Genomic DNA, 21,577 nt, shown 5'->3' on the forward strand with positions numbered 1-21,577 from the left:
CGGAATCAACTCCCCTGCTCCGTAAGGCCCTTGGTGGCGATCACCAGCCGGGCGCGCGGGCTGCCGTCGGCGCGCCGCCCGAACTCGGGCAGGGGCCGCAGCCCGGTCGTGAACCCGGCACGCGCCAACTCCGTGAGCACGGGCCCCAGTCGGAAGGTCCGGTAGTACATGACGAACGGCGGCCGCCACAGGGCGTTGCGCACCCGCATCACCGCGTCGAAGCCGAGCAGCATCCAGAACGCGCGGTGGTTCGCCGGGACGGGGGCGCCCAGCGGGAAGGCGAAGCGGCCGCCGGGCCGCAGCGCCGCGTGCACCTGGGCGAACAGGCCCGGCAGCTCGCGGGGCAGGAAGTGGCCGAACGCGCCGAAGCTGACGACGAGGTCGAAGGCGGCGGTGAACGGCAGCGCCCGCGCGTCGGCGCGCACCCAGCCGAGCGCGGGCCCGCCCGCGCGGCCGGCCCGGTGCCGGGCGACGTCCAGCATGCCCGCGCTGAAGTCGACGCCGACGGCGCTGCGGCGGCACAGCCCGGCCAGCACCCGCGTACCGGCGCCGGTGCCGCAGCACAGGTCGAGCCCGTCCTCGAACGGGCCCAGCGGGACGAGCGCCCGCGCCACGGCGTCGAGCACCCGGCCGGGGGTGCGGAAGGGCGTGTGGTCGAACTTCGGCGCGAGCAGGTCGTAGCCGTGCTCGACGGACGACAGCGCCTGGACGGCGAGTTCGCGCAGCGTGGGGCCTTCGGGTCCGAACATGTCCGTCAGCCCGTCAACTCTCGTACCCATTGATCAGTTTCATCCGCACCGACCCAACCTACAGGGGTGATCCGATGCACGCGTTCCGTTCGGCAGTCGAGGCCGGGGACCTGGACGCCGTGGAGGCGCTGCTGGCCGAGGACGTCGTCTTCACCAGTCCCGTCGTCTTCACACCGTATACGGGCAAGGCCGTCACCGCCGCGATCCTGCGCGCGGTCTCGCAGGTCTTCGAGGACTTCCGCTACGTCCGCGCGTTCGGTTCCCCGGACTCCCCCGACCACGCGCTGGTGTTCACCGCCCGCGTGGGCGAGCGCGAGCTGACCGGCTGCGACTTCCTGCACGTGGACGAGGAGGGGCTGATCGACGACCTCATGGTCATGGTCCGCCCGCTGTCGGGCGCGCGGGCCCTCTCCGAGGCGATGGGGGCCCGGTTCGAACAGATCGCCGAGGAGGCGCGGGCGCGTTCGTGACACCGGGGGGGGCGGCCCGCGCCAGGGCGCACCAGGAGGCCGCCCCCCTTCCTCGGGAATACCCCCGCACCCGGACCTGTTGACGCCACCGACCGCACCGGTATAGTGCGAACAGAACAGCGCATGTGCGTGCCCCTCGTACCGGCACCGATGTCGCCGTCTTCTCTCCAGCCCGTCGGCCGAGCCGTTCGCGCGGCCCCAGGGCTTCTTCTCCGCACCACCTCGTGACCAGGGCTTACGCCGTCGTGTCCGGGGTGTCGTCGGCGCCGCCGCCCGGAGGCAGGTCGTATCCGCCTCCCGCTCGCGGCCGTTCCCCCTCCCACGCTCTTTCTCCGCTTTCCGTCCGCGAAAGGACACCCCTCCATGACCACCACACTCGAATACCCTCCGGTCCAGCTCCAGGCTCCGGCCGCCCGGCTCGTCACCGGCGTTCTCGACCTCGACGCGCACGGAAAGGGGCACCTGCGGCGCGCCGGCCTCCTCCCCACCCCTGCCGACCCGCAGGTGCCGGCCGCGCTGGTCCGCAGGTACGGGCTGCGCGAGGGCGACCTGGTCGAAGGCGTCCGGGGCGCTCAGCGCGCGCTGACCGAGGTCGCACGGGTCGAGGGCCGCGCGCCCGGCGGCACCGCCCGCCGCGCCTTCCGTGACCTCACCCCGGTGCACCCGCGCCGGCGCCTGCGCCTGGAACACCCGGACGCGGGCCTCGCCGGCCGGGTCGCCGATCTGTTCGCGCCGGTCGGCAAGGGCCAGCGCGGCCTCATCGTAGCCCCGCCGAAAAGCGGCAAGACGGTACTGCTGAGGCAACTGGCCGCGGCCGTCGCCGGGAACCACCCCGAGTGCCGGCTGATGGTCCTGCTGCTGGACGAGCGCCCCGAGGAGGTCACCGAGATGCGCCGGGCGCTGCACGGCGAGGTGTACGCCTCCACCTTCGACCGCACCGCCAAGGAGCACATCGCCCTCGCCGAACTCGTCGTCGAACGCGCCAAGCGGCTGGTCGAGGCGGGCGAGGACGTCGTACTGCTGCTGGACTCGCTGACCCGGCTGTGCCGGGCGCACAACAACGCCTCCGGCGCGGGCGGCCGTACCCTCAGCGGCGGTGTCGACGCGGGCGCGCTGATCGGCCCCAAGCGGTTCTTCGGCGCCGCCCGCGAGGCCGAGGAGGGCGGCTCGCTCACCATCCTGGCCACCGCCCTGATCGACACCGGATCGCGCGCCGACGGCTACTTCTTCGAGGAGCTGAAGGGCACGGGCAACATGGAGCTGCGCCTCGACCGGGAGCTGGCCGGACGGCGCGTCTTCCCCGCCGTGGACCTGGACGGCTCCGGCACCCGGCGCGAGGAACTGCTGCTCACTCCGGCCGAGTTGGCCGCCGCCCACCGGCTGCGCCGCGCCCTGCGCTCGCGCGAGGGCTCCCCTGCGGGCCTGGAGACGCTGCTGGAGCGGATGCGGCGCACCCCCGGCAACGCGGCCTTCCTGCGGCAGGTCCTGCCGACGCTGCCCGCGGGCTGACCGGGTACGGCATCCGGGTTGCTCCGCTGGCATCCGGGTTGCTCCGCTGGGCCGGACGGCGCGGCCGACGCGCGCACACCACCCCCGTTCGTACGTTGATCATATGATCACCAGATTCAGATATCGGGCGGTCGTCCCCGCCTGTTCCCTGTGTGTGGCGGGCCTGCTGGCGTTCACCCCGGCCCTGGCCGGCGCCGCACCGGCCGCCGCGCGGCACCGGAGCGCCGCGCTGCCCCGCAGCGGCGAGCCCGCGCCGCCCGCGCCCCGCGCGGCCACCCCGGCCCCGGCCCTGCTCTACCGCTCCGGCGTGCAGGTACGCCCGCACCGGGGCGCCCCCGGTCTGCCGGACGTCTCCGCGCTGTCCTGGCTGGTCGCCGACGCGGGCAGCGGGCAGGTGCTGGCCGCGAGCGAGGCGCACCGCCCGCTGCCGCCGGCCAGCACCCTGAAGACCCTGTTCGCCCTCACCGTGCTGCCGAAACTGCCCAGCGGGATGCAGCACACCGTGCGCTACCAGGAGCTGGCCGACGTCGCCGAGGGCAGCAGCCTGGTCGGGGTCGAGGAGGGACACAGCTACCGGGTGGCGGACCTGTGGCGGGGGGTCTTCCTCAGCTCCGGCAACGACGCGGTGCACGTGCTGGCCGCCCTGAACGGCGGCTGGGGGACCACCGCCAAGCGGATGCAGACCAACGCCCGCGCCCTGGGCGCCCTGGACACCCATGTGCTCTCCCCGGACGGCTACGACACGCCCGGCCAGGTGTCCTCCGCCTACGACCTCGCCGTCTTCGGCCGCGAGGGGCTGCGCAATCCCGACTTCGCCCGGTACTGCTCCACCGCCCAGGCCGAGTTCCCCGGCGACGGGGCGCCGTACGCCATCGAGAACACCAACCGGCTGCTCACCGGCGCCGACGGCGTGGCGCCCTATCCGGGCCTGATCGGCGTCAAGAACGGCTACACCTCCAACGCGGGCAACACCCTGGTGGCCGCGGCCCGGCGGGGCGGGCGCACGCTGGAGGTGACCGTGATGAACCCGCAGACCGGCGACGGGTTCGAGGTGTACGAGGAGGCGCGCGCGCTGCTCGACTGGGGCTTCGCGGCGGCCGGTCAGGTGGATCCGGTGGGCTCGCTGGACGCACTGCGCCCCAGGCCCCGGCCGACCGCGTCGGCCGCGCCGGTGGCGGCGGCCACGTCCGGGGCGCCGGACGACGACGACTGGTCGGGCACCGCCGTCGGGGCGGGACTCGCCGTGCTGGGCGCGGCCGCGATGGCACTGGCGCTGCGGGCACGGGGCAAGGGCAGGGCCCCGCGCGGCTGACGGACCGGCAGGCCGAGCAGCAGGCCCAGGGTGATCCAGGTGTAGAGGTTGCCGCCCAGGAAGCCGTCGAGGCCCGAGGCGTCGTCGACCCAGAGCCAGACCACGCTGGTGCACAGCACCGCGTACAGCGCGCCCGCCACCCGGCGGTGTCCGGCGCGCAGCAGGACCGCGAAGGAGGGCAGCAGCCACACCAGGTGGTGCACCCAGGTGATCGGGCTGACCAGGCAGGCGGCCGCCCCGGTGAGGGCGAAGGCCGCTCTCCAGTCACCGGCCCGCGCGGCCCGGCGGGTCCGCCACGCCCAGACGCACAGCGTGGCCAGCGCAGCGAGTGCCCACAGCGGGCGGCCGGTCTCGCCGAGCCGGGCCAGCACGCCCTGGAGCGACTGGTTGGAGACGTAGTCCAGGCGGCCCACCCGGCCGGTGTCCCACAGCGCCCGCGTCCAGTAGAACCGGGAGGCGGCGGGGTCCACCAGGGCGGCGAGCGCGGTCGCGGCGGCGGCGACGGCGGTCGCCTGCGCGGCGGCCCGGCGGCGCCCGGCGAGCAGCAGCATCCCGATGAACAGGGCCGGCGTCAGCTTGACGGCCGCCGCGAGCCCGATCCCGGCGCCCGCCCAGCGCCCCCGGCCGCCGGCCGGCAGCCGGGCGTCGGTGAGCACGAGGGCCAGGAGGACGACGTTGACCTGGCCGAAGCTGAAGGTGTCCCGCAGGGGTTCGAACAGCGCGAGCGCGCACAGGGCCAGCGACCAGCGGTACCAGCCGTGGCGCCGCCAGCGGTCGCCGGCCAGCACCAGCAGGACGACGCCGAGCCCGACCGTGTTGACCACCAGGGAGGCGGCGATCGCGGCGTTCCGGCCGAGCGGGGCCAGGGGCAGCATGAGGACGGCGGCGAACGGCGGATAGGTGAAGCCGTACCGCGTGCCCGGCACCCGGTAGTCGTAGATCAGGCCGCCGTGGTGCACCCAGGTGTGCACGGTGCCGTAGTAGACGCGCAGGTCGAAGAAGCCGCGCAGCAGCGGCACGGTCGCGGTGAACGCGGTCACGGCGGCGGCGAGGGCGAGGACCAGCAGCAGCCTGCCCCGCCCGGTGCGCGGGCCCGTCATGCGACGCCCCCCTGGGCGGGGGCCGTGATGGGTGCCCGGACCGCTTGGTGGGCCTGCCACAGGACGACCACGCCGAGCAGTCCGCCGCAGACGGCGAGCACCACCTGGCCCGCGTCGGCGGGTCCGCCGCCGGGCAGGACGGCGAGGGCGAGCACCCCGGCGAGGGCGGCGACCCGGTGCCGTACCGAGGTGCTGGGCGCGGCGGCGGCGATCAGGAACAGGCCCCACAGCACGTACCAGGGGCGGATCGCCGGGCCGAACACGGCGACGGCGAGCAGGCTCAGGCCGAGCGCGTACACCGGTCTGAGGCGCAGCCGCAGCCAGATGAGCAGGATCGCGACGGCGGTGGCGAGGAGGCCGAGCAGCTGCCAGCCGGGCACGGCCAGCGGGGCCAGGCCGCTGCCGAGGCGGTCGAGCAGGGCGCCGGTGGCCCGGCCGAGCAGGCTGGTCAGCGCCCAGTTCTGCGGGGAGACGGGGGTGCCGAGGGCGCCGATCCAGCCGTAGCCGGTGCCCGCCGTGACGGTGGCGGCGACCGTGGTCGCGGCACAGACGCCGGCGGTGGCCAGGGCGGCGGGCAGCGGGCGGCGCCCGGCGCGGACCCGGAAGGCCACCACGGCGAGCAGGCCGAGCGCGGCGGGCGCCTTGACCAGCGCGGCGAGGGTGACGAGTACGGCGCCCACGACGGGCCTGCGCCCCCGCGCGGCGACCAGGCCGAGCCCGAGCAGGCCGAGCATCAGCGCGTCGTTGTGGGCGCCCGCGACCAGGTGCAGCAGCACCAGCGGGTTCAGGGCGCCGAGCCAGAGCGCGGCGGCCGGGTCGGCGCCGCTGTGCCGGGCGAGCCGGGGCAGCGCGAACGCCATCAGGGCCACCCCGAGGAGCGCGAGCAGCCGCATGCTGATCAGCCCGGCGGGCAGTTCCCCGCGGGTGAGCCCGGACAGTACGGCCGCGGGGCCCAGGAACGCGGGGCCGTACGGCGCCCCGGTGTGCTGCCACATGGGGGCCACCTGGTCGGCGAGCGGACCGCCGAGGGCCGCGGGGCCCTGGGTGTAGACGTCCATGTGCGCGTCGGCCATGGCGCCTTGCGCGAGGTAGCTGTAGACGTCCCGGCTGAACAGCGGCGGGGCGAGCACCAGCGGGGCGGCCCAGACGGCCAGCACGAGCAGCAGGGCCCGCGGTCCTGGCGGCCGGGGACCGCGCACCAGACGGCCGAGGAGGACCCAGGCGGCGGTCAGCAGCACGACGCCGAAGTACACCGCGACCAGCCCGGTGGCCTCGCGGGCCGAGGCGGGTGCGGGGAGGTCGGCGACCGGCAGGGCACCGGCCGTCTCCCCGCCCAGCGCGAGGAAGGCGGTGCCGGCCAGCCCGAGCAGCCGGCAGCGGCGCAGATCGAAGGGATATGCCATGGCCAACACTGGCTCAGCGTGTCAACGCCGGATGTCCGCGAGACGACGAGGGCCCGACCGGACGGGGGCCGAGGTGTGGCCGGGGCGTGGTGGGTCCGGTGGGACGGTGTTTGGCGGTGCGCGGGGCCGGTGCGCTCAGAAGACGGACAGCCCGGTCAGGGTGGTGAAGCGGTCCAGGGCGGCCACGCCGGCCACGGAGTTGCCGCGTTCGTCCAGGCCGGGGCTCCACACGCACAGGGTGCAGCGACCCGGTACGACGGCGATGATGCCGCCGCCGACGCCGCTCTTGCCGGGCAGGCCGACCCGGTAGGCGAAGTCGCCCGCGGCGTCGTACGTGCCGCAGGTCAGCATCACCGCGTTGACCTGCTTGGCCTGGCTGCGGCTGAGCAGTCTGCTGCCGTCGGCGCGGATGCCGTGCCGGGCGAGGAAGCCGGTGGCGAGGGCGAGGTCGGCGCAGGAGGCGGCGATGGAGCACTGGCGGAAGTACTGGTCGAGCAGGACCGTGATCTCGTTGTCGATGTTGCCGTAGGACGCCATGAAGTGGGCGAGGGCGGCATTGCGGTCGCCGTGCGCGGTCTCGGAGGCGGCGACCTCCTGGTCGAAGTCCAGCGCGGGGTTTCCGCTCTCGGCACGCAGGAAGTCGAGCAGTTCCCCGGCCGCGTCCCCGGTACGGGTCTGGAGGCGGTCGGTGACGACGAGGGCGCCCGCGTTGATGAACGGGTTGCGCGGGATGCCGTCCTCGTACTCCAGCTGGACCAGGGAGTTGAACGGGTTACCGGAGGGCTCGCGGCCGACGTGCTCCCAGAGTTCGTCGCCCTCGCGGGCGAGGTCCAGGGCGAGCGTGAACACCTTGGTGATGGACTGCGCGGAGAACGGCTGCCGCCACTCCCCCACCCCGTACACCGTGCCGTCCAGCTCGGCGACGGCCATGCCGAAGGCGCGCGGGTCGCAGGCGGCGAGCGCCGGTATGTAGTCGGCGGCGCGGCCGCGGCCCGGCGTGTGTTCCAGCTCCTCGGCTATGCGCTCCAGGACCGGCAGGAAGGTGGGGGTCGACGTCGTTGTCATGATCACCATTGTGCCTCCGTGCCGGGCCGGGAGCCCACTCGCCCCTGCTCCGGAATCCCTCGTCGGCGCAGGTCAGGCGGCCGGTGCCCCGCTGCCCGCGACGATCTCGGGGCGCAGCAGAGCGGCCAGCGTCCCGGCGGGCAGCAGGCCCTTCTCCAGGACCAGTTCGGCGACCCCGCGGCCGGTGGCGAGGGCCTCCTTGGCGATCTCGGTGGCGGCCGTGTAGCCGATGTGCGGGTTGAGCGCGGTGACCAGTCCGATGGAGTTCTCCACGCTCGCGCGCAGCCGCTCGGTGTTGGCGGTGATGCCGTCGACGCAGCGCTCGGCCAGCGTCAGGCAGGCCCGCTCCAGGTGGGTGATCGACTCCGACAGGGAGTGCAGGATGATCGGCTCGAAGGCGTTGAGCTGGAGCTGCCCGGCCTCGGCGGCCATGGTGATGGCCACATCATTGCCGATCACCTCGAAGGCGACCTGGTTGACGACCTCGGGGATGACCGGGTTGACTTTGCCCGGCATGATCGACGAACCGGCCTGCACCGGCGGCAGGTTGATCTCGCCGAGCCCGGCGCGCGGCCCGGAGGACAGCAGCCGCAGGTCGTTGCAGCTCTTGGAGAGCTTGACCGCGATCCGCTTGAGCACCCCGGACATCTGCACGAAGGCCCCGCAGTCCTGGGTGGCCTCGACCAGGTTGGCGGCGGTGACCAGCGGCAGCCCGGTGATCGCGGACAGCTGCCGGCGGGCGGCCTCGGCGTACCCGGACGGAGCATTGATTCCGGTACCGATCGCCGTGGCGCCCAGGTTGATCTCATGGATCAGCTCGACGGCCTCGGCAAGACGGCTGCGGTCCTCCTCGATCATCACGGCGAACGCGGAGAACTCCTGGCCGAGCGTCATCGGCACCGCGTCCTGCAACTGGGTACGGCCCATCTTGAGCACGTCACGGAACTCGACGGACTTCCCCGCGAAGGAGTCCTGGAGTACCGCCATCGCCTTGAGCAGTCCACGGACCGCGAAGACCGTCGCTATCTTGACGGCGGTCGGGTAGACGTCATTGGTCGACTGGCTCAGGTTGACGTCCTCGTTGGGGTGTACACACGTGTACTCCCCCTTGGCGTGGCCGAGCAGTTCCAGCGCCCGGTTGGCGACGACCTCGTTGGCGTTCATGTTGGTCGAGGTGCCGGCCCCGCCCTGGATGACGTCCACGACGAACTGCTCGTGCAGCTCGCCCCGCCGGATCTCCTGGCAGGCGGTGACGATCGCGCGGGCCTTCTCGGGTGCCAGCAGCCCGAGTTCCTCGTTGGCGAGCGCGGCGGCCTCCTTGACGGCGGCCAGGGCGTCGATCAGATGCGGGTACGCCGAGATCGGCATGCCGGTGATGGGGAAGTTCTCGGTCGCCCGCAGGGTGTGGATGCCCCAGTAGGCGTCGGCGGGCACGTCCCGATCGCCGAGGAGGTCGTGTTCGCGCCGGGTGGTGGTCATGAGGGGTGCTCTGCTTTCTCAGCTTCGGGAGGGGAAACGTCGGCGGGGGGTGAACTCAGGCGGGATCGAGCTCGTCCACCACGCGTACGGCCCCCACCGGGACGCCACCGCCGAGCAGCGCCTGCCCCGCGAAGCCGGTCAGCAGCGCCGGGTCCACCCCGGCGCGCTCCAGTGCCCGCGCCGCGACCGGTATCCGCGCGCGGTCCGCGCCGTCCGCTATCTTCACGGCCACCGCCCGCCCGTCCGGCAGCGCGGCGACCTGGACGCCCTCGAAGCCGTCCTTGGCGAGCAGCCCCGGCACGGCCCGCATCAGCGCGGCGACGTCGCGGCGCGCGCCGGACGCCATCTCGGCGTGGTCGCGCATCGCGTCGGCGACCTTCGCCTCCGCGGTGCCGGGGGCCGCCGAGGCGATCCGGGACAGCGCGCGGGCGAGCCCGTGCAGGGAGATGGCGAACAGGGGGGCGCCGCAGCCGTCCACGCTGACGTGCGCGACCCGCTGCCCGGTGAGGTCCTCGACGGTCTCCCGGATCGCCTGCTGCAAGGGGTGCGCGGGGTCCAGGTAGTCGGGCAGGGACCAGTCGTTGAGCCGCGCGGTCCACAGCATCGCCGCGTGCTTGCCGGAGCAGTTCTGGGCGAGCCGGGAGGGCGTCCGGCCCGCGCGGATCCAGGTGTCGCGGACGGCGGGGTCGAAGGGCAGGTCGGGGACGTTGCGCAGGTCGTCCTCGGCGAGGCCGCCCAGCTCCAGGATGCGCCGGGTGCCGTCGAGGTGGCGCTCCTCGCCTGAATGGCTCGCGGCGGCCAGCGACAGCAGTGCGCCGTCCAGCGGCAGCCCGGCCCGCACCATGGCGACGGCCTGGAGGGGCTTGACGGCCGAACGGGGGTAGAAGGCGGCCTCGATGTCGCCGAGCCGGAAGTCGACGGTGCCGTCGGCGCCGAGGACGACGACGGAGCCGTAGTGGATGCCCTCGACCACGCCGCCGCGGACGAGGTGGGCGACGGGGGCGTGGCCGGGTGCGCGCACGACGGGCGCGGCGGCGGGGAGGCTGAGGTCCATTTCTTCCTGCGTCAAGGGGTCGGGGCGGCCGGTCCGCGGGTCACGCGGCGGCACGCCGGTCGGGGGCGGGGGCGTGCGGGTCGCACGGGGCGGGCGTGGGCGTCGTACGGACCGCGCCCGGTGCCGTGGCGTCCGGCGGCGGATGAGCACGGTGGTGCCATCCGGTGCCGGTGTCGCCTGGCATGGGGGCTGAGGTGGGGGGGTGGCCGGGGATCAGGGGTGGGCGGCGCTCATGCCTCGGGCGTGCCGCTCGCGGCCGGGTCCGGCTTCCTGGGGCGCACGATGTCGGTGAGGGTGCGTTCGACGCGGTCCAGGTGGTGGCTCATCGCCGCCAGGGCGTCCTGTTCGCAGCCGTCGGTAAGCGCCTCCACGATCGCGCGGTGCTCGCGGTTGGACTGCTCGCGCCGGCCGCCGAGTTCGTTGAGGAAGGCCGACTGGCGGGCCAGGGCGTCGCGGATCTCCTCGATGACCCGGCGGAAGACCGGGTTCTGGGCGGCCTCGGCCACGGTGAGGTGGAAGAGGGTGTCCATCGCCACCCACGCGGTGGTGTCCGTCTCCCGCTCCATGCGGTCCAGCAGATGGGCCAGCCGGTCCAGGTGGTCGGGGGTGCGGCGCAGGGCCGCGTAGCCGGCGACCGGGATCTCGATGTGCCGGCGGACCTCCAGCAGGTCGCTGGCCGCGTAGTCGCCGAAGGTGGGGTCCTCCACGGCGTTGGCGACGACGAAGGTGCCCTTGCCGGTCCGGGAGACCGTGAGGCCCATCGCCTGGAGCGCGCGCAGCGCCTCGCGCAGCACGGGCCGGGAGACCTCCAGGGTGCGGCCCAGCTCGGCCTCGGAGGGCAGCTTGTCGCCGATGGCGTAGTCGCCGCGTTCGATGGCGCCGCGGAGGTGGCCGAGGACCGCCTCCATCGCGCTGACGCGACGCGGCCCCACGCCACCTGTCTGGCTGTCTGACAGGTTCACGGGGCGATCCTGCGCGCTGTCCGCCCGCTCTGTCAAGGCGGGCCGGTCCGGTGCCGGGGGCTTCACCAACGCGCAGTACCGAACGCGCACGGGGTGCGGCGCCCGCGTTCGGGCCGCCGCACCCCGTGAGGTGCCGGGAGGCCACGGCTCAGGCGTTGAGCACACCGGTGCCGAGCAGGCCGAGCAGGCCGACGCCGATGATGACGCGGTAGATCACGAAGGCGTTGAAGGAGTGCTTGGCGACGAACTTCAGCAGCCAGGCGATCGAGGCGTAGGCCACGACGAACGAGACGAGGGTGCCGACGGCCAGCGGGGCGGCGCCCACGCCCGCGCCGAGGGCGTCCTTCAGCTCGTAGATGCCGGCGCCGGTCAGCGCGGGGATGCCCAGGAAGAAGGAGAGGCGGGTCGCGGCGACGCGGTCCAGGTCCAGGACGAGCGCGGTGGACATGGTGGCGCCGGAGCGGGAGAAGCCGGGGAAGAGGAGGGCGAGGATCTGCGAGCAGCCCACCCACATCGCGTCCTTGAAGGACGTGTCGTCCTCGCCGCGCTTGTGGCGGCCCATCTGGTCCGCGCACCACATCACACCGGACCCGACGATCAGCGAACCGGCCACCACCCACAGCGAGGCCAGCGGCCCGTCGATCAGCGGCTTCGCGGCAAGGCCCACCAGGACGATCGGGATGGTCGCGGCGATCACCCACCAGGCGAACTTGTAGTCGTGGTGGTAGCGCTCCTCGCGGTTGACCAGACCGCGGAACCAGGCGGAAACGATCCGCTTGATGTCCTTGAAGAAGTACACGAGCACGGCGGCGATGGCGCCGACCTGGATGACGGCGGAGAAACCGACGACGGACTTGTCGTCGACGGGGATGTCCATGAGCCCCTCGGCGATCTTGAGGTGGCCGGTGGAGGACACGGGAAGGAACTCGGTCACCCCCTCGACGACTCCGAGGATGACGGCCTGACCGACAGAGATGGCGCTCATGGGATCCAGTTCTGAGGAGAGTAGGTCGACAGTGTTGTAGACAGTACTTGCCGCGCCGGAGGTGCCGAGCGGCCGGGCCTGCGGAGCGCCGGCGAGCCGGGACCCCGGCGAAGGCCGCGGCCGGGTCGGCCCGCCACGCCGGCGACGACGCTCACCGAAGCGTAGAGGCCCGAGCCGACACGGGTGAGCCGCAGGGTCTCGCGGGAGGAGTCTCGTGGGAGAAGACGCGGGGGGCGTGGTCAGCGGCCCGCGCCGGCCACGACGAGCGGCCGGTTCACAACGGTTCCTCACCTTCCGGCGCGGGTGCGCGGCCGGCGTACCGTACGACCTCGCACTGCTCCAGCGTGACCAGGCCCCCGTGGACCAGTTCGGCCAGCTGGGGCAGGAAGGCCCGCACCCGCTCCTCGGTGTCCACGACGACCACCGCGACCGGCAGGTCCTCGCCGAGCGAGAGCAGCCGGGAGGTGTGGATGCGAAAGGAGGCGCCGAAGCCCTCGATGCCCCGGAAGACGCTGGCGCCCGCGAGCCCGGCGGCGTGTGCGCGGTGCACGATCTCGCTGTAGAGGGGCTTGTGGTGCCGGGTGTCGTCCTCGCCGACGCAGACGGTCAGCCGCAGCGCGCGGCCGGTGAGCGCGGTCATGCCCGCTCCCTCCTGGTCAGCACCCGGCGGACGGCGGCCGAGGCGAGCCACACCGCCGCGAGGGCCGCGCAGGGCGTCGCCGCCAGATAGACGAGGCCGGTGCCGGGGCGACCGGCCCCGACCAGCCTGCGGATGTCGACCGCGTAGGTGGAGAAGGTAGTGAAGCCGCCGAGGACGCCGGTGCCGAAGAAGGGGCGGACGAGGCGGTGCGCGGCCCACACCTCGGTGATGAACACCATGAACACGCCCATCACGGCACAGCCGATGAGGTTGGTGCAGAAGGTCGCCCAGGGGAAGCCGCCGGGCGGGGCGGGCCAGGCGAGGCTGAGGCCGTAGCGGGCGCAGGCGCCGAAGGCGCCGCCGACGGCGACCACCGCGACGACGGGGCCCTGGGCGTGCCACTGCGTTCGCCGGCGCGGTGAGAGGCGGGCGCGGAGGGTGCCGGCTTCGGGGGTTGTCATCGTTCCTACGTCTCCTGCTCGGCCGGCCCCCGGTGGGTGATCACGGCCGGCACCAGACTACCGCCGGATCGGCGGCGCCCCGCCCGCACCGGGGCCCGTCCGGCGGAGCGTTCACCCACTCTTCTCCTGGCGGACGGCCCGGCGGATGCGGCCTCACCGGCGTGCGGGCCGGCGGGCTCGCCGTCACGGAGGTGCCACGGAGCTGCCGCTCGGCGTCGAAGCGGTCAGGATCGGAGAAGCCGTGGCGGGGTCCCCCGGCCTAGCGTGGCTGCACCGACGGAGGCCCGCCGGGCCTCCCCGAATCCATTGCCCTGTGAGGAGCGAGTTTCCATGACCGCCGGTGTGCAGACGATCATCTACCCCGTCAAGGATCCGGAGCGGGCCAAGGCCCTGTTCGGCGCGCTGCTGGGCGTCGAGCCGTACGCGGACGAGCCGTACTACATCGGGTTCAAGGCCGCCGGGCAGGACATCGGCCTCGACCCGAACGGGCACGCGCAGGGCCTGACGGGTCCGGTGCCGTTCTGGCACGTCACCGATCTGCGGGAGCGGCTCGCGGCGCTGGTGGCGGCGGGCGCGGAGATCGTCCAGGACGTCCGGGACGTCGGCAGCGGACGGCTCGTGGCCAGTGTGAAGGACGCCGACGGCAACATGGTGGGCCTGCTCCAGGATCCCGCCACCGAACAGTAGTTGCACACTCAACGAGTGGCTGGAACGGTGCTACGGTGCCGGTATGGCAGTGAAAACGGCCGATGCCCGGCTCGGGGAACGCTGGCGGGACATCCTCGCCGTGCACGCGCGCACGATGTGCGAGATGGACCGTGCACTGCACCCCTACAGGCTGGGCGCCAGCGACTTCGAGGTGCTGGACATCCTGGCCGCCGAGTCACCCCGCGAGGGCGACCACTGCCGGGTGCAGAACCTGGTCGGGCGGGTGCATCTCAGCCAGAGCGCCCTGTCCCGGCTGATCGGCCGGCTGGAGAAGGACGGCCTGGTGGAGCGCTCGGTGTGCGCCGAGGACCGCCGCGGCGTCTGGGTCGCCCTCACCACCAAGGGCCGTGCCCTGCACACCGAGGTGCTGCCGGTGCAACGGGCCGTCCTGGAGCGGATGTTGCCGGAGCGGGACCACCAGGACCGCTAGGGCCGCCTCTCGTTTGGATAGACCCTCGGCGGCGGGTCTAGACGCCCGGCGGCGGGTCGTCCGGGCGTCGGTCCACCGGGCGGCGCGGCGGGATCGGGGTCGTCGGGAAGTCGCGGGGGCCGGTCCACAGGGCCGGTACGGCGTCGCAGCGGCGGCACAGTTCATAGGCGACGGCTTCGTAGTTGACCCGCCAGCCGCGGAAGTGGGGCCATGCCTCCTCGGGGGTGCGCTCGGCGCGGAAGCCGGCCGAGTCCAGCATCGCCACGGCCGCGTCGAACTCGGCGTAGGTGAGCCGGATGGGCGCGCTGGGCGAGGGGTCGCCCTCGAAGGGGGCGCGCACCGCGCGGGCGATGTCGCGCAGGGCGCTGAACCCGGCCCGCAGCACCAGGCGGGCCTCCGGCGGCGCGGTCTTCGGGTCCAGCGCGAGCTGGAGCGCCGCCGCGTCCATCACGGCGACCAGCCCCACCAGCCAGCTGCGGTACGGGCGCGGGGAGCGGAACGTCAGCAGGACCGGGTAGGTGGAGTGGCTTTCGCCCATGTCCGAGGCCAGCCGCTCCCAGGCCCGGTACAGCTCGGGCAGCGCGGTCTCGGTGTCGACCAGCCACTGCCGGGCCAGGATCTCCGGGCCCCAGGAGGGCTCGCCGGCCCGCGCCTGGAGGAGGGTGACCTCGACCTCGCGGCGGTTGTAGGCGGCGTACAGCGTGGGCAGGTAGGCGATCTGGAGCGCGATCAGGACCGGCCCGGTGGCCGCCGCGACGAAGTCGAGGACCGACAGCTTCCACCGGGCGCCGCTGGCGAAGCCCAGCGTGAACAGGCTGGAGCCGGCCTCCCGGAACGCGGTGGTCCACGCCAGCGGGGACAGCGCGTACAGGAGCAGACCGAAGCCGAACAGGGCGCCGACGAGCCAGCTGGCGAGCATGCCGATCAGCATGAGCGGGGCCAGCCAGGTCTGGGCACGGTCGATGGCCTCGTAGTCGCCGCGGGGGGCGGTCAGCCGCAGCACTCTGCGCAGCAGCCACCACAGGCGGAAGACCAGCGCGGAGTAGAGGCCCCGCGGGACGACGAGGGTGCGCAGGATGCTGCTCAGCACGGCGAGGAGCAGCAGGGCGCCTGCCGTGCCGGCGATGTATTCCATGAGGGTATTCTGACGCCCGCGGGAGGGCGGTGATCACCTGCGCGGCTCCCCGCACCCCCCGGCCCTCAGGGGGCCCGCCCTCAGCGGGCCAGCAGCGTCCGCACCCCCTGGGACGTCAGCGTGAGCGCGTGCTCCGAGCTGCCGTCTATCGCCAGGGAGATCTCCTCGTCGGGCCACTGCGAGGCCAGCGCGCCCAGCGGGATGAGGCGGTAGCGGGAGACGAAGGGCAGCAGCTCGGCCATCTCGTTCTCCGTGGTGAACACGGGGACGACCGGGTCACCGCCGGGCTGTTCCAGGATGGGCAGGGCCACCGTCGTGGCGTCGGCGCCCTCGCCGTCGATCGCGTCGTCCGGCACGGGGACGAGCACGTCGCTGTGGGCGAGGGTGTCCAGGGCCCTCTGGTCCTCGGCGTTGGCGACCAGGGCGTCCAGCGCCTGCTGGGCCGGCGTCGGAAGGGCGTCGTGTGCGGGTGTCTCCATGGCAGATCCCCAGGTAGCGGTGGTGGTACGGGCCGCCCGGACGGACTGCCCGGTCGGGCTCCCGCCTCGCGTACCCGGTGCGGAGCGGGGGCATGCGTGCGAACCGGAAGAGGTACGGACCAGCGCGGGACGGGGTGCCGCTCAGGCCCTGAGCACCTCCTCGCCCGGTGCGGGGCTCGGGGCCAGGGCCTCCTGGGCGCGCACCCGGCGCCGGCCGAGGAGCAGGGTGCCGAGGAAGGACAGGACGAGGGCGACCACCACGCCCAGGTTGGCGTACGCCCACGCGCCGGTACGGCCGCCGAGGCCGAGCGGCCCGAGGAGGTAGCCCTGCCAGCCCAGCCAGTGCGCGGCGGTGTTGGTCACCAGGCCCCAGCCGACGGCCGTGGCGGCGAGGGTGAGCAGCGGGGGCACCAGCGGGACGTCGCCGTAGCGGCCGTGCGGGCGGAACAGGTCGCCGTCGTCGTAGTCGCGGCGGCGCAGCGCGAGGTCGGCCAGCATGACGCCGGACCAGGCGGCGACGGGCACGCCGAGCGTGGTGAGGAAGCCCATGAACTGGCCGAGGAAGCCACCGGCGAAGAACACGATGTAGACCGACCCGGCGATCATCAGGCAGCCGTCCCACAGCGCGGCCAGATAGCGGGGCACGCGCAGTCCGGCGGAGAGCAGGGCGAGGCCGGAGGAGTAGATGTCGAGGACGGCGCCGCCGACCAGGCTGAGCACGGCGACCACGGCGAACGGCACCAGGAACCAGGTGGGCAGGATCGTGGTCAGGGCGCCGATCGGGTCGTCGGCGATGGCCCGGCTCAGCTGCGGTGAGGACCCGGCCAGCAGTACGCCGAAGACCAGGAGCAGCACGGGGGCGAGGGAGCCGCCGAAGGTGGTCCAGCCGATCACGCCCCGGCTGGAGGAGCCGCGCGGCAGATAGCGGGAGTAGTCGGCGGCGGCGTTGATCCAGCCGAGCCCGAAGCCCGCCATCATGAACACCAGTGCGCCGATCATCTGCTGCGCGGAGCCGCTCGGCACCGCCTTGACGGCACCCCAGTCGACCTGGTGGGCGACGAGGCCGACGTAGACGATGGTCAGCACGCCGGTGACCACGGTGATGACGGCCTGGAGCCGCATGATCAGGTCGAAGCCGATGACACCGGCGACGACGGTCAGCGCGGCCACCACCATGAGGGCGACCACCTTGGTCTCGGTGCCGCCGCCCCAGCCGAGGCTGGTGAAGACGGTCGCGGTGGCCAGGGTGGCGAGCGAGATGAGCGCGGTCTCCCAGCCGACGGTGAGCATCCAGGAGACCACCGACGGCAGCCGGTTGCCGCGCACCCCGTAGGCGGCGCGGCTGAGCACCATGGTGGGCGCCGAGCCGCGCTTGCCGGCGACCGACACGAAGCCGCACAGCAGGAACGAGACGACGATGCCGATGGTGCCCGCGACGAGCGCCTGCCAGAAGGAGATGCCGAAGCCGAACGCGAAGGCGCCGTAGCTGAGCCCGAGCACGGAGACGTTCGCCCCGAACCAGGGCCAGAACAGCATGCGCGGGGTGCCCCTGCGGTCCGCGTCCCCAATCACGTCGAGCCCGTGCGTCTCCAGCTGGATCGGGCGGGCGGCGGCTCTGTGGTCGGTGATGCCGAGGGGGTCGGGCGGATGCGTCATCACGGCCTACCTGTCTGACGTGTCGAGATCACGCTAGGTCGGCGCCGCGGGGGCCGCAACGCAGGCGGCACTCGAGATCCTCGTCAGTCGCGGCCTTCCTCGGCGTTCCGCTCGGGGCTCTCCTCGGCGGGGCCCTCCGCCTGGGAGGGGGTGGTGCGATCCGGCTGCGCCGCCCCCATGTCCTCCGGTTCCCGTTCGCCCTCGGCCTGGGACGGGGTGGTGTACTCGCTCATCGGGGGCCTCCCCCGGCATCCGTACGTCTGTGGGCACGCCCCGAGTACCCGTAGGGGGCGGACGTCATGAGGGGTGGGCGGGTGTACCGTCCGGCGGGGGCGTGCGCCCGGCACGCGGGTCGATGGGAGGGGTACGGCGGTGCCCCGGCGGCGTGGCGTGCGCGGGGCCCGTGCCGTCCCCGGCGAGGATGGCGCTCGGCAGGAGCCGGTCTCAGGCGGGTGGTGCGGGTATGACGGTGAACCGTGTCGGCCTGGTCGTGCACGGCGGGCGCGCCGAGGCACAGGCGGCCGCGGGGGCGGTGCGCGACTGGTGCGCGGAGCACGCGGTGGTGTGCACCGACATCGACGTGTGGCAGGAGGGCGCCCGGCACAGCGCGCGGGCGGAGGTGGACGCGGCGGGCGACCCGGACCTGATCGTCACGCTCGGCGGCGACGGCACCTTCCTACGCGGCGCCCGGCTCGCGGCGGAGAACGACGCCCTGGTGCTCGGCGTGGACCTCGGGCGGGTCGGCTTCCTGACCGAGGTGCCGGCCCCCGCCGTACGGGCGGCCCTGGACGCGGTGCGCGAGGAGCGGATCACCGTGGAGAGCCGGATGCTGCTCACCATGCGGGCGTCGTGCCGACTGGAGGTGCCCGCGCACATGGAGCCGCTGACGCGGTACGGCCGCGGGCCGATGCTGCCGCCGCCCCGTGTGCGGGTGGACTGCGCGGCGGGCGGCGACTGGGGCGTCGCGCTGGACGTCACCGCGCTCAACGACGTCGTCCTGGAGAAGCTGTCACGGGACCGGCAGGTGTCGGTCGCGGTGTATCTGGCGGGGCGGCTCCTCGCCTGCTACTCGGCGGACGCGCTGCTGGTCGCCACGCCCACGGGTTCCACAGCGTACAGCTTCGCCGCCGGAGGCCCGGTGGTCTCGCCGCGCGCGGAGGCGCTGGTCTTCACGCCGGTGGCCCCGCACATGGTGTTCAACCGCTCGGTCGTGGCCGCCCCGGACGAACCCGTCGCGCTGCGGGTGCTGGAGCGCTCGGGCCAGGCCGCGGTCAGCATCGACGGACAGCTGCGCGGGGTGCTGAGCCCCGGCGACTGGATCGGCGTGTACGCGGCGCCCCGCCGGCTGAAGGCGGTGCGGCTGGGTCCGACGGACTTCTACGGCCGGCTGCGGGAGCGCATGAACCTCACCGACGCCCCGGCCGCGCTCGCCGACGGCCGGGCCACCCCGCTGTGGCCGGTGACCTCGCCGCCCCCGGCCGATCTCGCCCATCTGGCCCTGCCGGGCGCGACGGGGGCCGCGGGCGATTCCCCTCCGGGAGGCGCACCCCCTCCGGCGTGAACCCGGCCGCCGCGGCGGGCGGCGTGCAGCGGCGTTCAGTCGAACAGGCCCCGGTCGCCTTCCTTGCGGACCACGCACAGCGCCCAGATGGTGAAGGCGGCGAGGGCGATCATCACGATCGACCAGACCGGGTAGTACGGCAGGGACAGGAAGTTGGCGATGATGATCAGCGCGGCGATGACCACACCGGCCGCCCGCGCCCAGGTCGACACCTTCATCAGGCCCAGGCCGACGATGACGGCGACGGCGCCCAGGACCAGGTGGACCCAGCCCCAGCCGGTGAGGCTGAACTGGAACACATAGCTGCGGGTGGCGAGGAAGACGTCGTCTCGGGCGATCCCCATGATGCCGCGGAAGATGTCCAGGACGCCGGTGAGCAGCAGCATCACCGCGGCGAACGCGGTCAGGCCGGTGGCCCACAGTTGCCTGGTGGTGGGCTCGCGGGTGGTGCCGGCTCCGGGGCCGGTGGGGCCGGTGTCGTGGTGTGCGTGGGGCGCGGTCATCGTGCCACCTCGTTTCTCTCCGGTGTGCGGTGGGTCAGTGCGGCGAGTGGGAGGAGACGGTTCCCGAACGGCCGGATCCGGTGGATCCCGGCCCCGTGCCTCCGGGGGTGCCCGCGGATGTGCCGGTGGACGTGCCCGCGGACGTGCCCGCGGACGGTCCGTGGGCGGCGAACACCATGTCCTTCGCCTTGCGGAACTCGTCCTCGGTGATGTCGCCGCGGGCCTTCATCTCGGCGAGCCGGGCGAGTTCGTCGGCGCTGGAGGTGCCGCCCCGCGCGGTCTCGCGGATGTAGCTGTCGAACGCGCGCTGCTGGGCGCGGGCCTGTTCCACCTCGCGGCGGCCCATGCCCTTGCCGCGGGCGATCAGGTAGAGGAAGACGCCGAGGAAGGGCAGGACGACGACGCACACCAGCCAGGCGGCCTTGGCCACGCCGCCGAGGGAGTCGTCGCGGAAGATGTCCATGACCACCCGGAACAGCAGCACGAACCACATGATCCACAGGAAGAACACCAGCATGGACCAGAAGACGCTCAGCGCCGGGTAGTCGTACGCGAGGTAGGTCTGGACGCTCATGTCGCTGCCTCCGTTCCGGGTCCGCGCCCGGTAGTCGGTCGTCCACCGTCCTCAGGCTGCGCTCCGGCGCGCGCGGGACGCTTCACCCGGCGCGGGTGAACGGCGACCGGCTCGGTTGAACGGCGGCCGACTCGGGTGCGCGACGGACTGCGGTGCGCGGCCGTCGCCGAGGGTGGCGGCCCCGTCGGGATCGTGCTCCGGTCCGGGGATCGGCCGCGGGGGCCGTGCGGACCCGGATCGCGGGAGGGAGGTCATGGCTCCTCCGTCCCGTGCCGAGGCCGCTCCCGGCCGGCCGGCGGGGCCTTGTGCGGGGACCTCACCAGGACAGCGTGGCCCATGACGGCCCGTACGGGATCACCCCTGGCGGGTGATCCCGTACGGGGGCCGGGGCGCTGAGGTGGGTAGCGGGCGCAGGCGGTCCGGCCTGCGGTGCGGCGGCGGGAGGCGGACGCGATGACCGATCCGGCGAGGCGCGCACCGTCGAAGGACGCCCGGCACCCCCTGGGCAGCGGTTCGGACCGCCGGGCCGCGGCCGCGGCCTTCGCACGGACGGCGGTCATCCTCACCGCCCTGGTCCTCGCCTACTACCTGGTGCCGCTGGACACCCGCACCACCCTCGCGACGGCCCTGCTGCTGCTGTGCGGGCTGCTCGCGGTCGCGGTGGTCTTCGGCTGGGAGGCCTGGCACATCATGCACGCGCCGCATCCCCGGCTGAAGGCGGTGGAGGCGCTGGTCGCCACGGTGGGGCTCTACCTGGTCGTCTTCGCCAGCGTCTACCACATCATCGAACGCGACACCCCCGGCTCCTTCACCGAGCCGCTGACCAGGACCGACGCCCTGTACTTCACGTTGACCACGTTCACCACCGTGGGGTACGGCGACATCACCGCGCGCTCGGAGGCGGGCCGGGTGGCGGTGATGTGCCAGATGGTGTGCGGGCTGCTGCTGGTGGGCGTGGCCGTACGGCTGCTCGCGGCGGCGGTGAACGCCGGGCTGCGCCGCAAGCAGCGCGAGCCCTGAGCGCTCGGGCCCGGCGGCGGGGCTCACTCCGGCGCCTGGCGCATCTCCAGCACGCGCAGGCCGAGGGACTGGCAGCGGGCCAGCAGTCCGTACAGGTGCGTCTCGTCCAGGACGCGGCCGAACAGGATGGTGTGGCCGGACACCACCACGTGGTCCAGCTCGGGGAACGCCTTGGCCAGCGTCTCCGTCAGCTCGCCGTCGACGCGAATCTCGTAGCGCATGAGGTGCCTTCCCCGCGTGCCGCGGACGGGCAGTACCCGGCCCTCTCCTGCGATCCTGCGCCCCGCTCCGGCGACCGGGCCTCACCCGTCGCAGGTGATGT

Annotated in this window: 23 protein-coding genes and 1 pseudogene; 7 read left to right on the forward strand and 17 right to left on the reverse strand. The window is 73.7% G+C overall.

Annotated features, from left to right (window positions below; translation table 11 throughout):
* Window positions 1–5 precede the first annotated feature (5 nt).
* Entirely contained in the window at window positions 6–749 is a 744-nt protein-coding gene (locus AC069R_RS17710) for a class I SAM-dependent methyltransferase (protein ID WP_478767728.1), read from the reverse strand.
* 74 nt (window positions 750–823) lie between these two features.
* Between AC069R_RS17710 and AC069R_RS17715 the strand changes: the two genes are divergently transcribed.
* From AC069R_RS17715 to AC069R_RS17725, 3 genes and pseudogenes are all read left to right on the forward strand, one after another.
* Window positions 824–1,219: a nuclear transport factor 2 family protein gene (locus tag AC069R_RS17715; protein ID WP_478767698.1), complete on the forward strand. Its 396-nt coding sequence runs from the start codon at window positions 824–826 to the stop codon at window positions 1,217–1,219.
* A gap of 363 nt (window positions 1,220–1,582) precedes the next feature.
* Complete coding sequence (gene rho, locus AC069R_RS17720; protein WP_478767699.1) at window positions 1,583–2,728, forward strand: transcription termination factor Rho; 1,146 nt, start codon at window positions 1,583–1,585, stop codon at window positions 2,726–2,728.
* 103 nt (window positions 2,729–2,831) lie between these two features.
* Window positions 2,832–3,701 (forward strand): annotated as a pseudogene (locus AC069R_RS17725) (D-alanyl-D-alanine carboxypeptidase family protein); the annotation flags it as partial.
* Window positions 3,702–3,829: 128 nt separating this feature from the next.
* Here the strand turns inward: AC069R_RS17725 and AC069R_RS17730 are convergent.
* The 9 genes from AC069R_RS17730 to crcB form a co-directional block, all read right to left on the reverse strand.
* A complete protein-coding gene (locus AC069R_RS17730) occupies window positions 3,830–5,140 on the reverse strand; it encodes a glycosyltransferase 87 family protein (RefSeq protein ID WP_478767700.1) in 1,311 nt (436 codons plus the stop codon).
* Window positions 5,137–6,543, reverse strand: a complete 1,407-nt coding sequence (mptB, locus tag AC069R_RS17735) for a polyprenol phosphomannose-dependent alpha 1,6 mannosyltransferase MptB (RefSeq protein ID WP_478767701.1) — start codon at window positions 6,541–6,543, stop codon at window positions 5,137–5,139. Before mptB ends, AC069R_RS17730 begins: the two co-directional genes overlap by 4 nt.
* A gap of 135 nt (window positions 6,544–6,678) precedes the next feature.
* Window positions 6,679–7,617 carry a glutaminase gene (locus AC069R_RS17740; RefSeq protein WP_478767702.1) on the reverse strand — a complete coding sequence of 313 codons (939 nt, stop codon included), beginning with the start codon at window positions 7,615–7,617 and terminating at the stop codon, window positions 6,679–6,681.
* Window positions 7,618–7,680: 63 nt separating this feature from the next.
* Window positions 7,681–9,087 carry an aspartate ammonia-lyase gene (aspA, locus tag AC069R_RS17745; RefSeq protein ID WP_478767703.1) on the reverse strand — a complete coding sequence of 469 codons (1,407 nt, stop codon included), beginning with the start codon at window positions 9,085–9,087 and terminating at the stop codon, window positions 7,681–7,683.
* A 55-nt stretch (window positions 9,088–9,142) separates the two neighbouring features.
* A complete protein-coding gene (locus AC069R_RS17750) occupies window positions 9,143–10,141 on the reverse strand; it encodes an asparaginase (protein WP_478767704.1) in 999 nt (332 codons plus the stop codon).
* Window positions 10,142–10,371: 230 nt separating this feature from the next.
* Entirely contained in the window at window positions 10,372–11,049 is a 678-nt protein-coding gene (locus AC069R_RS17755) for a FadR/GntR family transcriptional regulator (protein ID WP_478767729.1), read from the reverse strand.
* Window positions 11,050–11,251: 202 nt separating this feature from the next.
* Entirely contained in the window at window positions 11,252–12,088 is an 837-nt protein-coding gene (locus AC069R_RS17760) for an undecaprenyl-diphosphate phosphatase (protein WP_478767705.1), read from the reverse strand.
* Window positions 12,089–12,362: 274 nt separating this feature from the next.
* Entirely contained in the window at window positions 12,363–12,728 is a 366-nt protein-coding gene (locus tag AC069R_RS17765; RefSeq protein ID WP_478767706.1) for a DUF190 domain-containing protein, read from the reverse strand.
* Window positions 12,725–13,189 (reverse strand): fluoride efflux transporter CrcB, encoded by a 465-nt coding sequence (crcB, locus tag AC069R_RS17770; RefSeq protein WP_478767707.1) that lies wholly within the window; start codon window positions 13,187–13,189, stop codon window positions 12,725–12,727. The genes AC069R_RS17765 and crcB overlap by 4 nt, the downstream gene beginning before the upstream one ends.
* A 330-nt stretch (window positions 13,190–13,519) precedes the next feature.
* On the opposite strand from crcB, the gene AC069R_RS17775 reads away from it, so the two are divergent.
* Window positions 13,520–13,876, forward strand: a complete 357-nt coding sequence (locus tag AC069R_RS17775) for a VOC family protein (RefSeq protein WP_478767708.1) — start codon at window positions 13,520–13,522, stop codon at window positions 13,874–13,876.
* Between the two features lie 43 nt (window positions 13,877–13,919).
* Window positions 13,920–14,327 carry a MarR family winged helix-turn-helix transcriptional regulator gene (locus AC069R_RS17780; protein ID WP_478767709.1) on the forward strand — a complete coding sequence of 136 codons (408 nt, stop codon included), beginning with the start codon at window positions 13,920–13,922 and terminating at the stop codon, window positions 14,325–14,327.
* 37 nt (window positions 14,328–14,364) lie between these two features.
* On the opposite strand, the gene AC069R_RS17785 is transcribed toward AC069R_RS17780, so the two are convergent.
* From AC069R_RS17785 to AC069R_RS17800, 4 genes are all read right to left on the reverse strand, one after another.
* Entirely contained in the window at window positions 14,365–15,462 is a 1,098-nt protein-coding gene (locus AC069R_RS17785; RefSeq protein WP_478767710.1) for a hypothetical protein, read from the reverse strand.
* An 80-nt stretch (window positions 15,463–15,542) separates the two neighbouring features.
* Complete coding sequence (locus AC069R_RS17790) at window positions 15,543–15,941, reverse strand: SseB family protein (protein WP_397987645.1); 399 nt, start codon at window positions 15,939–15,941, stop codon at window positions 15,543–15,545.
* Between the two features lie 141 nt (window positions 15,942–16,082).
* Window positions 16,083–17,597 carry a purine-cytosine permease family protein gene (locus AC069R_RS17795; RefSeq protein ID WP_478767711.1) on the reverse strand — a complete coding sequence of 505 codons (1,515 nt, stop codon included), beginning with the start codon at window positions 17,595–17,597 and terminating at the stop codon, window positions 16,083–16,085.
* A gap of 83 nt (window positions 17,598–17,680) precedes the next feature.
* Window positions 17,681–17,830: a hypothetical protein gene (locus tag AC069R_RS17800; RefSeq protein ID WP_478767712.1), complete on the reverse strand. Its 150-nt coding sequence runs from the start codon at window positions 17,828–17,830 to the stop codon at window positions 17,681–17,683.
* A 230-nt stretch (window positions 17,831–18,060) separates the two neighbouring features.
* Between AC069R_RS17800 and AC069R_RS17805 the strand changes: the two genes are divergently transcribed.
* Window positions 18,061–19,158 carry an NAD(+)/NADH kinase gene (locus AC069R_RS17805; RefSeq protein ID WP_478767713.1) on the forward strand — a complete coding sequence of 366 codons (1,098 nt, stop codon included), beginning with the start codon at window positions 18,061–18,063 and terminating at the stop codon, window positions 19,156–19,158.
* Window positions 19,159–19,193: 35 nt separating this feature from the next.
* Here the strand turns inward: AC069R_RS17805 and AC069R_RS17810 are convergent, their stop codons facing one another.
* Entirely contained in the window at window positions 19,194–19,661 is a 468-nt protein-coding gene (locus AC069R_RS17810; RefSeq protein ID WP_478767714.1) for a DUF7144 family membrane protein, read from the reverse strand.
* A gap of 34 nt (window positions 19,662–19,695) precedes the next feature.
* Entirely contained in the window at window positions 19,696–20,235 is a 540-nt protein-coding gene (locus tag AC069R_RS17815; protein WP_478767715.1) for an SHOCT domain-containing protein, read from the reverse strand.
* Window positions 20,236–20,688: 453 nt separating this feature from the next.
* Here AC069R_RS17815 and AC069R_RS17820 point away from each other — a divergent pair, with 453 nt between their 5' ends.
* Window positions 20,689–21,255 carry an ion channel gene (locus tag AC069R_RS17820; protein ID WP_478767716.1) on the forward strand — a complete coding sequence of 189 codons (567 nt, stop codon included), beginning with the start codon at window positions 20,689–20,691 and terminating at the stop codon, window positions 21,253–21,255.
* 23 nt (window positions 21,256–21,278) lie between these two features.
* On the opposite strand, the gene AC069R_RS17825 is transcribed toward AC069R_RS17820, so the two are convergent.
* Window positions 21,279–21,476 (reverse strand): hypothetical protein, encoded by a 198-nt coding sequence (locus AC069R_RS17825; protein ID WP_478767717.1) that lies wholly within the window; start codon window positions 21,474–21,476, stop codon window positions 21,279–21,281.
* Window positions 21,477–21,577 lie beyond the last annotated feature (101 nt).

This window comes from Streptomyces sp. NPDC043952 (genome assembly GCF_056435325.1).